Below are 13,445 nucleotides of genomic sequence, written 5' to 3' on the forward strand. Positions count from 1 at the left end.
GCAATTCATTGGCGGGAGAACGCGGGACCATTGTGCGAACCGCCCTTCTCGTGGCTAATCGCGATGCGGCTTCGGCTTTCGGCATCATTGGAGGTTGGGTGAGCAGGCTCTATCTGTTGCGACACGCCAAGGCCGGCTGGGCGCTGCCCGGAATGCGCGATTTCGATCGCCCGCTCGACGCATCGGGCCGCGCCGATGCCGAGATCATAGGCACGGCCATGCGATCACGTGGCTATGTCCCCGACCTGACATTGTGCTCCAACGCCAGGCGCGCCAGGGAAACGCTCGAAGGACTGGCCGGTCAGACAGATACCGGCAAGGTGCTGTTTTTCGACACGCTCTACAGCGAAGACGCGGCCGGCTATCTCCGCCTTATCCGGGAGCATGGCGGGCCGGGTTCCCTGCTGGTCATCGGTCACAACCCGATGATGGAGGATCTTGCCATGGCGGTCTCGGGCGACGGCGAGGAGACGGCACGGGCAATGCTCAATCATGGTTTCCCGACTTCGGGCCTGGCGGTCGTGCGTTTCCTTGACGCTCTGAAGAACGCAGCCCAGGAAGCGGGTTATCTCGAAGCGTTTCTGACACCGGCCGATCTCTAGTGTCGCCTTCCGGCGCCATTTCAAAGCCGGGTTCCAAGGCCTATATCGCAGGGACCGAAGCCCGAGAGAGCACATTTTGGCATCATCGCTAACCACTATCACCGACGAGGCAAGAATTGCCCTCGATACGCTGTCGGGACGCGCCACAGGGCTTTTTTCTCCGTCGTTGAGACTGGGCGTCACAGGCCTTTCCCGCGCGGGCAAGACGGTGTTCATCTCCGCGCTGGTCCACAATCTGATCCACGGCGGGCGCCTGCCATTGTTCGAGGCACAGAAATCCGGGCGCATCGCGCGCGCCTTCCTCGAAGAACAACCTGACGACGCCGTGCCGCGCTTCCAATACGAGGACCACATCGCCGCATTGGTCAACGACCGCGTCTGGCCCGATTCGACACGGGCCATTTCTGAACTGCGGCTGACCATCGAATACGAATCGGCCTCCGGCTGGAGCCGCATGTTCTCTTCCGGCAAATTGTCGGTCGACATCGTCGACTACCCCGGCGAATGGCTGCTCGACCTGCCGCTGCTTGGCAAATCCTTCACCGATTTTTCACGCGAGGCCATAGAGATGGCCGCTTTGCCGGTGCGGGAGGATCTGTCGCGGGCCTGGCGGGCGATCTCGGCGCAGATCGACCCGAATGCCGACGCTGACGAGATGACGGCACGCCGCCTGGCCGAAAGCTTCGCCGCCTATCTCAAGGCCTGCAAACTCGACGAGCGGGCGCTTTCAACCCTGCCGCCGGGCCGTTTCCTGATGCCTGGAGATCTCGAAGGCTCCCCCGCTCTGACTTTCGCCCCGCTGGGAGGCCTCGGCGACAGGCGTCCACGCCCGGGGTCGCTGCACGCCATGATGGACAGGCGCTACGAGGCTTACAAGACGCATGTCGTCAAACCTTTCTTCCGCGAACACATTACGCGGCTGGACCGCCAGATCGTGCTGATCGATGCCATGCAGGCGCTGAATGCCGGCCCTGGCGCCATGGCCGACCTCGAGCGCGCGGTGACCGAAATTCTCAGCTGTTTTCGTCCCGGCCGGAGCAACTTCCTCACCGACTTCTTTTCGCGGCGCATCGACCGCATTCTGGTCGCCGCGACGAAGGCCGACCACCTGCACCATGAAAGCCATGACCGGTTGCAGGCAATCGTACGGCGGTTGGCCGACCGCGCCGTGGCACGGGCGAACTTCACCGGCGCCGACGTCGACGTGGTGGCCATGGCGGCGGTGCGTGCGACCCGAGAAGGCACGGTCAAGCAAGGCCGCGAGACGTTGCCGGTCATTATCGGCACGCCGATCGCCGGCGAGAGGATCAACGGCGAGACGTTCGACGGCAAGACCGAAACCGCTATATTTCCCGGTGACTTACCGGAAAAAATTGATGCGCTTTTCGACATCTCCGGGCCCGACCACAGGCAGGATTCCGAGGATCCGGCAATCCGCTTTGTCCGGTTCCGTCCGCCAAAGCTGGAGCGCACGGCCGAGGGCGTCACGCTTTCCTTGCCGCATATCAGGCTCGACCGTGCCTTGCAGTTCCTGATCGGAGACCATCTGGCATGACCGCGCCCCGCAAGCCGGCGGCCTTCCGCATCGAACCGGAAGCCGCGCCAAGACAGGATGCGCCCGAAGCGCGCCAGGCCGAGCCTTCGCGCAAAGCCCGTGCGCTCAAGACAGATGTCGCGCTGGTTATACCGGCGGAGATCGACGTTTTCGACGAGCCAGACATCGTTGCCGCCGAGCAGCCGCCGGCGATCGCCCCCAGAAAACGCTCGCTGCTGGGCAGCATCTTCTTCGGCGCCACGGGCGTGCTGGTTTCACTGGCGGTCGGCCTGTGGACCGACCAGCTGATACGCGACCTGTTCGCCCGTGCCGAATGGCTGGGCTGGCTGGCCGCCGGCATGGCTGTTGTTGCCGTGCTCGCGCTCCTGGTGATCCTGATCCGCGAGTTCCTGGCGATCGGCCGCCTTGCCGAGGTCGAAAAACTGCAAAAGCGCGCGCTCGACGCCATCGCGCGCGACGATCCAAAGGCTGCACGATCGGTGGTCGACGAGCTTTCGGCTTTCGTCGCGGCCAAGCCGGAAACCGCGGCCGGCCGGCGCGCGCTGGCCGAACTGCGCGGCGAAATCATCGATGGCGCCAATCTGGTGCGCCTGGCCGAAGCGGAAATTCTCGGCCCCCTCGATGCCCGGGCAAAGGTGATGATCCTCGAGGCCGCCAAACGCGTCTCGCTGGTGACGGCGGTCAGCCCGCGTGCGCTCGTCGATGTCGCCTATGTCGTGTTCGAGGCAGGCCGCCTCATTCGCCGGCTTTCGGAACTCTATGGCGGGCGGCCGGGAACGCTGGGGTTCTTCCGCCTGGCGCGCAGTGTTCTGGCGCATCTGGCGGTTACCGGCTCGATCGCCGTCGGCGACAGTTTCGTCCAGCAGATCGTCGGCCACGGCGTGGCGGCGCGCCTTTCGGCAAAGCTTGGCGAGGGCGTCGTCAACGGCATGATGACGGCACGCATCGGCATCGCGGCCATGGAGACGGCGCGCCCCCTGCCCTTCAGCGCGGCCAAACGTCCAGGACTGGGCGATTTCCTCTCTGCATTGACATCGTTCGCCGCGAAGAAGGACACCGAAACGACGGGCTCCCGCAAATAGCGCCCTGCTCTTCCCGACGACGAGCCGATTGCGGTTTCGACACCCCGCAGTGACGAAGCATTAACCAATTTTCTTCATGGTCAAATCGGTTCCAAACAGCCTCTTTGTTGCCGGGTGTCGTCGATGAAAAGCGTAATTCTGTCCAGCATCTTGCCCCTGGCCGTCGCGATCACAGCAGTCGTCGGTGTCGCCTCGGGGGCTTCCGCCGCGGAGCCGGACAAGCAGTTCTTTCAGTCGGCCGAAGGCAAATGGGTCGGTCCGGGCGAAATCATCGCCGGCAAGTACAAGGGCACGAAATTCAACTGCAGCTTCACCGGCTCCACGCCCGACGGCAAGATGGGCATGACGCTGGATGGCGGCTGCCGGGTCGGCGTGTTCACCCAGCCAATGTCGGCCAAGATCGAGCGCAAGGGCCGCGACTACAAGGGCTCCTTCATGGGCGGCTCGGCCGGTGCAGGCCTCGATATCATCGGCGGCAATGTTGTCGATGCCCGCAAGGTGGTCTTCACCATCAACCGTAATCAGTTGCGCGGCGTCATGCAGGCTCGCATCCCCGACGACAATTCGATGACCGTGACGGTTGCCGTGCGTGTCCAGGACCAGCTGGTGCCGGTCATCGGCATGAGCCTGAAGCGCGTCGATGCCGTCGAAGTCGGCTCCATCGCACCTAACTGAGCGCGCATCGCGCCGTAATACACCTCAAAAACAAAGAGGCGGCGGCCCATCGCCACCGCCTCCTTTGAAACAGTCGAACCGGGCGTCAGCCCTTGATCGCTGCCGTCACCTCGTCATAGGCCTTGCAGGCGTCGGCAAGTGTCGTGGTGCCCTGGTACTTGGTTGTCACCGCCTGGACCTTGGCGGTCAGGTCAGCTGCCTTGGACGGGTCCTTGGTGATCGCTTCCTGCAGTGCGGCAGCCATGTCCTGCGCCTTCTTGGTGGCAATCTCGGCCGTGCATTCCGGTGCCTTCGAACAGGCCGAACCGGCAAGCACCGCCAGGCCGACGGCAACAAGCAAAAACTTCTTCATGTCAGTCATCTCCTCAAAAGGGCGCGACTTGATCGTCGCTCACCCTCCAATGGCCGAAGCCGAGCGTGCTCTAACCCTCGATTGTGGCAAGATGCAACTCGGCCTCGGCCTCAACTTGTGTAACGCGCCTGCAATATCGTCCGGGCCGGATTCAGGCTGTTCGATCCGCACCGGAACCCCTATCTTTCCGGCCAGGCGCGAGACCTGAAAATCGGAATCGATTTTCGGATCGGATCATGCGCAAAATCAAAGTGCTACGGCGTCCCAGCGCATCCTTCGATCCGCGCGCCGCCAGGGTTTTGACCGCATCGGCCGCGGTCCTTGAACAAACGGAACGGTGGGAATGGCGGTAGAAACATCAGGCAGCGATCTCATTCAGGTGGTGGCGCTGCTTGCCGCGGGGGTCGTCGCCGTCCCGATCTTCAAGCGCATGGGCCTCGGCTCGATCCTTGGCTATCTGGCAGCCGGCGTGGTGATCGGCCCGTTCGGCATCGGCGTCTTTTCCGAATCGGGCGCCATCCTCCACGTCGCCGAACTCGGCGTCGTGATGTTCCTGTTCATCATCGGACTGGAAATGCAGCCGTCACGGCTATGGGGCCTGCGGCGCGAAATCTTCGGCCTCGGCGCGCTCCAGGTCGGGATCTGCGCGGTCCTTTTGACCGGCGTGGGAATGGCCGGAGGTTTTTCGATCGCGCAATCCTTCGTGGCCGGAGCCGGTTTCGTGCTGACCTCGACGGCGATCGTCATGCAGCTTCTGGAGGAACGCGGGGAAATCGCCTCGCCGAAAGGCCAGCGCATCGTCTCCATCCTGCTGCTGGAAGATCTGGCCATCGTGCCGCTGCTGGCCCTGATCGCGTTCCTTGCGCCCGGCGGCGCCGACACCAGCCTGTCGGAAAGACTGACCGAGGTCGGCATCGGCCTTGCGGCGATCGTCGGACTGGTGCTGGCCGGACGCTATCTGCTCAACCCCTTCTTCCGCATCCTGGCGGACGCCCGTGCTCGCGAGGTGATGACGGCGGCGGCCCTTCTGGTCGTGCTCGGATCGGCACTCGCCATGCAGCTCAGCGGCCTGTCGATGGCGATGGGAGCGTTCCTGGCCGGCGTTCTTCTGTCCGAATCGACCTTCCGCCATCAGCTCGAGGCCGACATCGAACCGTTCCGCGGCATCCTGCTCGGCCTGTTCTTCCTTGCCGTCGGCATGTCGCTCGACCTTCATGTCGTGGCCGCGAACTGGAAGCTGATTGCCGTCTACGTCGTCGCCTACATGGTGATGAAGGCGCTTGGCATCTACATCGTCGCCCGCATCCTCAAAACCGGCCATCGCGAAGCGCTCGAACGCGCCGTCTTCATGGCGCAAGGTGGTGAATTCGCTTTCGTCCTCTACTCAGCCGCCGCTGCCGTTGGCATCATCGACGGCCAGGCCAACGCGACCCTGACGGCGATCGTCATCATCTCCATGGTGCTGACGCCGCTGGCGATCATCGCCTTGCGGTATGTCACCCCGCGCGACGAGCAATCGCTCGACGGGGTCGATATCGCCGACGGCCTGACTGGCAGCGTGCTGATCATCGGCTTCGGCCGCTTCGGCCAGATCGCCAGCCAGCCGCTGCTGTTGCGCGGCATAGACGTCTCGATCATCGACAATGACGTCGAGATGATCCAGGCGGCGGCCGACTTCGGCTTCAAGGTCTATTATGGCGACGGCACGCGGCTGGATATCCTGCATGCGGCTGGCGCAGGCCGGGCACGCGCGGTGATGATCTGCGTCGACAAGGCCGATGCGGCTGTTCGCATTGCCGAGCTGATCAAGGCCGAATTTCCGCTGCTCACGGTGCTGGCCCGGGCTTTCGACCGCGGCACCGCGCTGCAGCTCATTCGTGCCGGCGTCGACTATCAGCTGCGTGAGACCTTCGAATCGGCCCTGGTTTTCGGTGGCTCGGCCCTGGAATCGCTTGGTGTTGATCCCGAAGACGTGGCTGAAACGATCGAAGACGTCAGGCGCCGCGACAACGACCGCTTCGAAACCCAGCTCGCCGAAGGCATTCGCGCCGGACAACGCTTCTTGCGGGGCAATATCGGCACGCCGATTCCGACGCCGCTCTCCACGCCGCGCCGCGCCGGTCAGGCACTCAATGAAGAGACGGCCGGCGTTCTGCACAAATCCGAAACCGCCGATTGAACAGGGAAGCATGCATGGAATTGGACAGCGGGGCCCTGTCGGTCACCAAATTCTGGCGTGACGCCGGCGAGGATGCATGGTTCGAGAAGAACGATGCCTTCGATGCCGGTTTCCGCGACCGCTTTCTTGATCTGCACTACGCCGCCGCGCGGCGCGAATGCGACGACTGGGCAGAACACGCCGAAGGCTCTCTGGCGCTGATGATCCTGCTCGACCAGTTTCCGCGCAATTGTTTTCGCGGTACCGGCCACATGTACGCCACCGACTCGCTGGCCAAGCATTTTGCCCGGAAGGCGGTCGCCGCCGGGCATGATCTGGCGCTGGACCCTGAAGTCCGCGTGTTCCTGTACTTGCCGTTCGAACATGCTGAAAACCTTGCCGACCAGGACATTTCGGTCGAACTGCACACCGCCAGGGCCGAGTTCAACCTGAAATACGCGCTGGAGCACCGCGACATCATCCAGCGCTTCGGCCGCTTTCCGCACCGTAACAGCTTGCTTGGCCGCGAAACCACGGCGGAGGAAAAGGCATTCCTGGACGCAGGCGGTTTCTCAGGCTGACGCCCGTCCATCTCCTTGTTTCGACGCAATCCCCAGGGGACAGCCGTCTCACATTTTCCTGAAATTGCTTCAGGCCAGCCACCAGTCACGACCAGACGGCAATCGCTCGATGCCGGCGGCGTCCACGGCGCCCAAGCGCTCCGACACGCTTCGCCCGCCTACGGCAAGATCCGGAGCGATCTCGGCCAGCGGGGCCAGCACGAAGGCGCGTTCCAGCATGCGCGGATGTGGCACTTCCAGGCCCGTCTCGTGGATGATGCGGTCGCCGAACACCAAGATGTCGATATCGATCAGGCGCGGCCCCCAGCGCTCCTCACGCACCCGCTTCAGCTTTCGCTCGGCATCGAGGCAGAGATCGAGCAGCGCCCGCGGCGAGAGCCGGGTCGACAGTTCGGCGGCGGCGTTTAGGAAATCCGGCTGATCGAGCTTGCCCCAGGGCGGCGTGCGGTAGAGCGAGGAAACAGCGGCGACGCGCGTGTCCGCATCGGCATCGAGAATACGCAACGCCGCTGCCATCGAGGCAGCCGGGTCGCCCAGATTGCCGCCGAGGCTGAGGTAGACGGTGTTACTCCGGCCAGACAACGGTCACCTCGACATAATCGAGCACGCCAGGCACCGGCGCGTTCGGCTTGCGCACGGTGATTTCGGCTCTCTTGATCTGGGGAAACCGCTCCGTCAGCGCCTTGGCCACTTCCATTGCCAGGGCCTCGATCAGGAAGCGCCGCTCGCCGGTGATGATCTTCTCGATCACCGTGAAGGCAATGCCATAGTTGACGGTTTCCCCGATGGCATCGTCGACAAGCGCGCGGCCGGGTTCGACCGACAGCACCGCGTCGACATAAAAACGCTGGCCGAGCGCCTCCTCCTCGTCGAGCACGCCATGCCGGGCAAAGAAGGCGCAATTCTTCAAGCGGATGACATACATGGCTCAGCGTCCCGATCTAGAGCGACGTGCGTCTACTTGGACGAACAAAATACGCTCTAACACTTTTGAATCTACGCATCGTGCTTTCCGAAAATCGATTCCGATTTTCGGGCCGATGCGGCGGTTTCACGCGCCAGCATAGCATCCGCCACGGCCAGCGCGTCCACGTTGATTGCGACATCATGGACGCGAAACAGATGTGCGCCCCTGAGCCTGAGAATGACGCTGGTCGCCGCCGTCCCGGCGGCACGGTCGGCCGCATCGCGGCCGGTGACGGTGCCGATGAAGCGTTTTCGCGAGGTGCCGGCCATCAACGGAAAGCCAAGAGCATGAAGCTCGGCAAAGCGCGCCATCAGGTCGAGATTTTCCTCGGCCGTCTCCTTGGCGAAGCCGAAGCCGGGGTCAAGCACGATGCGCTCGTCCGCAACGCCGTTCCGACGGGCGATTTCGAGCGATTTCTCCAGGAAGGCGAATTGATCGGCGATCACGTCGGGCAGCTTTTCGCGATCCCGGCCCGTGTGCATGATGATGAGCCCGGCGCCGGTTTCGGCGGCGACCCGCGCAATGTCGGGCTCGCGCTGCAAACCCCAGACATCGTTGACGACATGCGCGCCGGCAGCCACCGCAAGCCGAGCGGTCTCGGCACGATAGGTGTCGACCGAAATCAGCACCTCGCCGGAACGTGCCAGCGCCTCGATCACCGGCAGGACACGCGCCTGTTCCTCGCTGGCCGATATCGCGGCAGCGCCCGGCCGGGTCGATTCTCCACCAACATCGATGATCCTGGCCCCTTCGTCGACCATGCGGCGTGCCCGGGCCAGTGCCGCCTCGGGAGCATCAAACAGGCCACCGTCGGAAAAGCTGTCGGGAGTGACGTTGAGGATCCCGACGACCACGGCCTTGCTGTCAAGGTCGAGATGGCGCCCATGGGCCAGCTGCCATCGCCCCGCCGTCATTGCTCATCAACCATGGGTTCATCAATGATGTGTGATCCGCAAAGGATCAATTCCGTTGCGTTGGCAACGGCCGTAAAGCAAGGTGGTCGAAGAGGCAATATGATGAAACGAACCCTGCTCTGCGCGCTGCTGCTTGCTGTGACAACCGCCATCCCGGCGGGCGCGGCAAATGTGGTGAAAACATACAGCTATTTTTCCATTGGCGGCAGCACGCTCGAGGATATCGAGAAGCAGCTCTCCAAACACGGGCCGCAGGTCAAAAGCACGGGCTCGCGCCATCCCGGCGCCACCCAGATGGCCTTCACCACCCGTATCAGCTACGCCCGGCAGGCTGGCTCCTGCCGGATCGCCGACGCGGTCGTGACCCTCAAGGTCAAGGTAATCCTTCCGGAATGGCGCCGCCCGCGCAACGCAGATGCCGATGTCAAGCTGTTCTGGGATACGCTGGCTGCCGACATCAAGCGCCACGAAGAACGCCATGTCGAGATCGCCAAGAATCATGCCCGCGAGCTGGAAGACGCGTTGAAGGCGACCTATCCCCGGAAGGATTGCGATGCGGCCAAGGCCAAGGCGGCCGAGGTCACCGCCGCCGTCCTCGCCAGGCACGACCGCGCCCAGGTGCAGTTCGACCGCGTCGAAAGCGTCAATTTCGAAAGCCGTATCCTGCGGCTCATGCGCTATCGCATCGAGCGCATCCAGAATGGCCAGTTGCCGCCGGCCTGAATTTCGCGGGCGCACCGAGTGGCACCGACGCAGGCCAATCGGGCCGAAGCGTAATGCCAGCTTCGAAAAATTTTCGAACGGCAGTCGAAATCGGCCTATACGGAACGACATATCACGGGTTGGCAGGGCACAACCCTCCAAGCACGGGCATCACGGCCGATCGCGCGGCGCACCCACCAGACAAGCCCAATCGGTGATCCGGACAGCGCGCGAGCACATGGACAAAAGACTATGGACCAGGCTGTCGAAAAGCAGACCATCGCGGCTGCCGCAACACCGCTGACCGAGGCCGAAAAGAACGCCATCATCGGCGGCGTGCTTCTGTCGATGCTGCTGGCGGCGCTCGACCAGACCATCGTCGCGCCGGCAATGCCGACCATCGGGCATGCGCTTGGCCATGCGCAATATCTGCCCTGGATCGTCACCGGCTACCTGCTGACCGCGACCGCCATGGCGCCGCTCTACGGCAAGATCTCGGACGTCCATGGCCGTCGCCCAACGGTCTATGCCGCGATCCTGATCTTTCTTCTGGGATCGCTTGTCAGCGCGATGGCTCCCAACATGTTCGTGCTGGTGGTCGGGCGCGCCATCCAGGGCGCCGGCGGCGGCGGCCTGTTCGCCCTGGCGCAGACCGTGATCGGAGACCTTGTGCCGCCCAGAGAGCGGGCACGGTACGCGGCCTGGATTTCGGGCACCTGGGCGGTCGCCAGCATCGCCGGGCCACTGTTGGGCGGCACCTTCGCCGAACACCTGCACTGGTCGCTGATCTTCTGGATCAACATCCCCCTGGGCATCGCCGCGATGGCCATCATCAACAAGCCGCTGAGGAAGCTGCCGGTCGCGGCAAAGCGGCATCGCATCGACGGACTTGGCGCCCTGCTTCTGATCGCGGCCACCGCCCTGCTGCTTCTTGCGTTGAACTGGGGCGGCAGCGAGTATCCGTGGCTGTCGCGCGAAATCCTCGGGCTGGTGGCGAGCTCGGCCATCATCTGGTGCGCGTTCGCGCTGCGGCTGTTGCGCGCTTCCGAGCCGCTGATCTCGCTCGAAGTGCTCTCCAACCCGATCGTTCTCGGCGGCACGCTTTCCCTGTTCCTCCTGCAGGCCTCCAATATCGGGCTGTCGGTCTATCTGCCGGTCTACCTGCAATCGGTCATCGGCTTGTCTGCAAGCGAATCCGGCACCGCCCTGCTGGGGCTGATGCTGGGCACGGTTGCCGGCGCGACATTCAGCGGGCGCACCATCCCACGCTTCGTCCACTACAAGCGGATCGCCATGATCGGGTTGGCCTTCGCCGCCGTGTGTCTCGCCATCCTCACGCTTGTGGCCGGGCAGGCCTCGCTGCTGGTCGTCGAGATCCTGACGACATGCATCGGCATTGGCAGCGGCACCACCTTTCCGGTCGCCACGGTGTCGGTCCAGAACGCGGTCGACCCCAAGCATCTCGGCGTCGCCACCGGCGTGATGACGTTCCTGCGCTCGCTGGGCAGCGCGCTCGGCGTGGCGATCCTAGGTGCCGTCGCGCTGGGTAACGGCCTGCCGCTGGCTGGCGAAGGCGCCCAGGCGGGCGGAGCCGTGGCTGGGACTTCGGCTTTCTGGGTGATCTTCGCAGCCGCCGTGGTGATGCTGATACTGGCGCTTCTGACGCTCAGCCTGATGCCGGAAAAGCCGCTGCGCGGCCGGCCCGAAGCCCCTGTACTGGCGGACTAGACTGGAGCAATTCCACGAAAGTGCGACACGCCTTCCCTTGCGAATTGCGTTAAATCAAGGAGATAGGGCGTCTTTCTCGTTTCCGCGAAACAGTGAAACGCCCTAGGAAGCGTCCACCACGCCGAGCTTCTTCTGCAGGCTCGTGGACGAGGTCGTGTACTGGAACACGATGCGTTCGCCGGGACTGATGATGCGCTTGGCGGCCTGCGCCATCAGCGCCACTTCATGGAAGCCCGACAGGATCAGCTTCAGCTTGCCCGGATACCAGTTGATGTCGCCGACCGCGAAAATGCCGGGCACCGATGTCTGGAACTTCTCGGTGTCGACCGGAATCAGGTTCTCGTGGAGATTGAGCCCCCATTCCGCGATCGGGCCAAGCTTCATGGTCAAGCCGAAGAAGGGCAGCATGCGCGTGCATGGCACTTCGATATCGCCGTCCGGACCGCCCTTGATGGTGGCCGACGACAGTTGGCCGTCGGCGCCGGCCAGGCCAGTCACCTGGCCGACCCTGAATTCCAGCTGCTTCATCTCCTGCATGGCGTACATCTTGTTGACGCTGTCGGGCGCGGCGCGGAATTCAGGGCGCCGATGGACCAGCGTCACGCTTTTCGCCACGGGCTGCAGGTTCAGTGTCCAGTCCAGCGCCGAATCGCCGCCACCGACGATGACGAGGTCGTGACCGCGAAAATCCTCCATCCGGCGCACCGAATAGAAGACGCTCTTGCCCTCATAGGGCTCGATGCCGGGAATCGGCGGGCGCTTCGGCTGGAACGAGCCGCCGCCAGCGGCGATGACCACCACCTTGGCCTCGAACACCTCGTCCTCGTCCGTGGTCACGCGAAAGCTGCCGTCCTCCAGCTTCTCCAGGCTGGAGACCATGCGATTGTAGGTGAAGTCAGGCTTGAACGGATGGATCTGCTCGAGCAGCTTGTCGACCAGCCCTTGCGCCGAGATCGAAGGCCAGCCGGGGATGTCGTAGATCGGCTTTTCCGGATAAAGCTCAGCGCATTGGCCCCCTGGCTTGTCGAGAATGTCGATCAGGTGGCATTTCATGTCGAACAGGCCGAGCTCGAACACGGCAAACAGCCCGACGGGCCCCGCTCCGACAATGAGGACGTCTGTGCTGATGATCCCGGTCATGCGCTATGCCTCGCTGCTGGATTGGCGTGAGACTGCATGACCACCGCCCCGCTGCCAAGCGGCAGCTGGAAAAATCGGCTTCAGCCCTGCCGTTCAGGCACCCGCACCACCAGACCGTCGAGCGCGTCGCGCACCTTGATCTGGCAGGACAGCCGCGAATTCGGCTGGACGTCATAGGCGAAGTCCAGCATATCCTCCTCCATCGCCTCGGGCTCGCCGACCTCCGCCGTCCATGCCTCGTCGACATAGACATGGCAGGTGGCGCAGGCGCAGGCGCCACCACACTCGGCCTCGATCCCGGGTACGGCGTTGCGGATGGCGTTTTCCATCACCGTCGAGCCGTTATCGGCATCCACGTCAAAATGTGTGCCGTCATGGGCGATGAAGGTCAGTTTGGTCATTTGTCACCTGAAGGGAGTTTCAGCCGAGATAATCACTCCGGCAAACAAGTCAACTGCCGCGCGAAAGCGGCGCTCGGTGACGTTTTTCCACAAACCGGGTCAGCGATTGATCGCGGCGATGAAATCGCGCACTTCGTCGATCAGCGTGCCGAGCCGCTTGAGCGTCTGGCTGTCTTCCGGCCGCCGCTCGATCTCGGTAGCGCAATCGGCAATGGCGAAGGCGCCGACGCCGCGAGCCGAGCCCTTCAACCCGTGAGCCAGCAAAAGCCGGTCCTTGAGATCGGCGTCGACTATTTTGTCGCGCACGGACAGCGCCTGCTGTACAAACAGCGCCAGCACCTCCTGCTCAAGAGCGCGATCGCCCATCGTCTGCCGGGCAAGGTGTGCCAAATCGACCGGTCGGGACTGCCTGGTTCCCGATACGTCGCCCCCGGGCATTGAGAAGGCAATGCCGCTTTCGCCACGCATGAACTCGAACTCCGTTTTCTTCGGCCGCCTGAAAAACTAGGCGAATCCAATGGACAACGGGTTAATGAATGGCCCGGAAAAATGTTGCGAAAACGGCGCCCAAATCACGCTTCCGTTAAC

At 63.4% G+C, this 13,445-nt stretch carries 15 protein-coding genes; 8 read left to right on the forward strand and 7 right to left on the reverse strand.

Translation table 11 applies throughout. The features are described 5' to 3' along the window. The first annotated feature begins 98 nt into the window (after nucleotides 1–98). From AC07SZ_RS23285 to AC07SZ_RS23300, 4 genes are all read left to right on the forward strand, one after another. The gene (locus AC07SZ_RS23285) at nucleotides 99–602 is read left to right on the forward strand and encodes a SixA phosphatase family protein (protein ID WP_172373678.1); all 504 of its coding nucleotides are present in this window, start codon (nucleotides 99–101) and stop codon (nucleotides 600–602) included. Nucleotides 603–678: 76 nt separating this feature from the next. After that, nucleotides 679–2,157: a YcjX family GTP-binding protein gene (locus AC07SZ_RS23290; RefSeq protein WP_494916036.1), complete on the forward strand. Its 1,479-nt coding sequence runs from the start codon at nucleotides 679–681 to the stop codon at nucleotides 2,155–2,157. Continuing rightward, a complete protein-coding gene (locus AC07SZ_RS23295; protein WP_494916038.1) occupies nucleotides 2,154–3,239 on the forward strand; it encodes a YcjF family protein in 1,086 nt (361 codons plus the stop codon). The genes AC07SZ_RS23290 and AC07SZ_RS23295 overlap by 4 nt, the downstream gene beginning before the upstream one ends. Before the next feature lie 123 nt (nucleotides 3,240–3,362). Beyond that, nucleotides 3,363–3,914, forward strand: coding sequence for a hypothetical protein (locus AC07SZ_RS23300; RefSeq protein ID WP_056576721.1), 552 nt, complete (start codon nucleotides 3,363–3,365; stop codon nucleotides 3,912–3,914). 85 nt (nucleotides 3,915–3,999) lie between these two features. Here AC07SZ_RS23300 and AC07SZ_RS23305 read toward each other — a convergent pair whose 3' ends face one another. Continuing rightward, on the reverse strand, nucleotides 4,000–4,266 hold the full coding sequence (locus AC07SZ_RS23305; protein WP_019858327.1) for a hypothetical protein: 267 nt from the start codon (nucleotides 4,264–4,266) through the stop codon (nucleotides 4,000–4,002). A 343-nt stretch (nucleotides 4,267–4,609) separates the two neighbouring features. Between AC07SZ_RS23305 and AC07SZ_RS23310 the strand changes: the two genes are divergently transcribed. Both AC07SZ_RS23310 and AC07SZ_RS23315 read left to right on the forward strand, forming a co-directional pair. Continuing rightward, nucleotides 4,610–6,445: a monovalent cation:proton antiporter-2 (CPA2) family protein gene (locus tag AC07SZ_RS23310; RefSeq protein WP_056576718.1), complete on the forward strand. Its 1,836-nt coding sequence runs from the start codon at nucleotides 4,610–4,612 to the stop codon at nucleotides 6,443–6,445. A 14-nt stretch (nucleotides 6,446–6,459) separates the two neighbouring features. Then, the gene (locus tag AC07SZ_RS23315; protein WP_494916040.1) at nucleotides 6,460–7,005 is read left to right on the forward strand and encodes a DUF924 family protein; all 546 of its coding nucleotides are present in this window, start codon (nucleotides 6,460–6,462) and stop codon (nucleotides 7,003–7,005) included. Nucleotides 7,006–7,074: 69 nt separating this feature from the next. Here AC07SZ_RS23315 and folK read toward each other — a convergent pair whose 3' ends face one another. The 3 genes from folK to folP all read right to left on the reverse strand — a co-directional run bounded on the left by folK (nucleotide 7,075) and on the right by folP (nucleotide 8,886). Then, entirely contained in the window at nucleotides 7,075–7,587 is a 513-nt protein-coding gene (folK, locus tag AC07SZ_RS23320) for a 2-amino-4-hydroxy-6-hydroxymethyldihydropteridine diphosphokinase (protein WP_494916041.1), read from the reverse strand. Next, nucleotides 7,571–7,930, reverse strand: a complete 360-nt coding sequence (folB, locus tag AC07SZ_RS23325; RefSeq protein ID WP_056576709.1) for a dihydroneopterin aldolase — start codon at nucleotides 7,928–7,930, stop codon at nucleotides 7,571–7,573. The genes folK and folB overlap by 17 nt, the downstream gene beginning before the upstream one ends. 71 nt (nucleotides 7,931–8,001) lie before the next feature. Beyond that, entirely contained in the window at nucleotides 8,002–8,886 is an 885-nt protein-coding gene (gene folP / locus AC07SZ_RS23330) for a dihydropteroate synthase (protein ID WP_056576706.1), read from the reverse strand. A gap of 99 nt (nucleotides 8,887–8,985) precedes the next feature. Here folP and AC07SZ_RS23335 point away from each other — a divergent pair, with 99 nt between their 5' ends. Both AC07SZ_RS23335 and AC07SZ_RS23340 read left to right on the forward strand, forming a co-directional pair. Next, nucleotides 8,986–9,609 carry a DUF922 domain-containing Zn-dependent protease gene (locus tag AC07SZ_RS23335; RefSeq protein ID WP_494916096.1) on the forward strand — a complete coding sequence of 208 codons (624 nt, stop codon included), beginning with the start codon at nucleotides 8,986–8,988 and terminating at the stop codon, nucleotides 9,607–9,609. A gap of 231 nt (nucleotides 9,610–9,840) precedes the next feature. Further along, the gene (locus AC07SZ_RS23340) at nucleotides 9,841–11,316 is read left to right on the forward strand and encodes an MDR family MFS transporter (RefSeq protein WP_494916043.1); all 1,476 of its coding nucleotides are present in this window, start codon (nucleotides 9,841–9,843) and stop codon (nucleotides 11,314–11,316) included. A 102-nt stretch (nucleotides 11,317–11,418) separates the two neighbouring features. Here AC07SZ_RS23340 and AC07SZ_RS23345 read toward each other — a convergent pair whose 3' ends face one another. The 3 genes from AC07SZ_RS23345 to AC07SZ_RS23355 form a co-directional block, all read right to left on the reverse strand. Then, on the reverse strand, nucleotides 11,419–12,456 hold the full coding sequence (locus AC07SZ_RS23345) for an NAD(P)/FAD-dependent oxidoreductase (protein ID WP_056576698.1): 1,038 nt from the start codon (nucleotides 12,454–12,456) through the stop codon (nucleotides 11,419–11,421). An 80-nt stretch (nucleotides 12,457–12,536) separates the two neighbouring features. Further along, entirely contained in the window at nucleotides 12,537–12,857 is a 321-nt protein-coding gene (locus AC07SZ_RS23350; protein ID WP_056576695.1) for a 2Fe-2S iron-sulfur cluster-binding protein, read from the reverse strand. A gap of 99 nt (nucleotides 12,858–12,956) precedes the next feature. Continuing rightward, nucleotides 12,957–13,325: an Hpt domain-containing protein gene (locus AC07SZ_RS23355; protein ID WP_056576692.1), complete on the reverse strand. Its 369-nt coding sequence runs from the start codon at nucleotides 13,323–13,325 to the stop codon at nucleotides 12,957–12,959. Nucleotides 13,326–13,445 lie beyond the last annotated feature (120 nt).

The organism is Mesorhizobium sp. GW821-FHT07A06 (genome assembly GCF_059419085.1).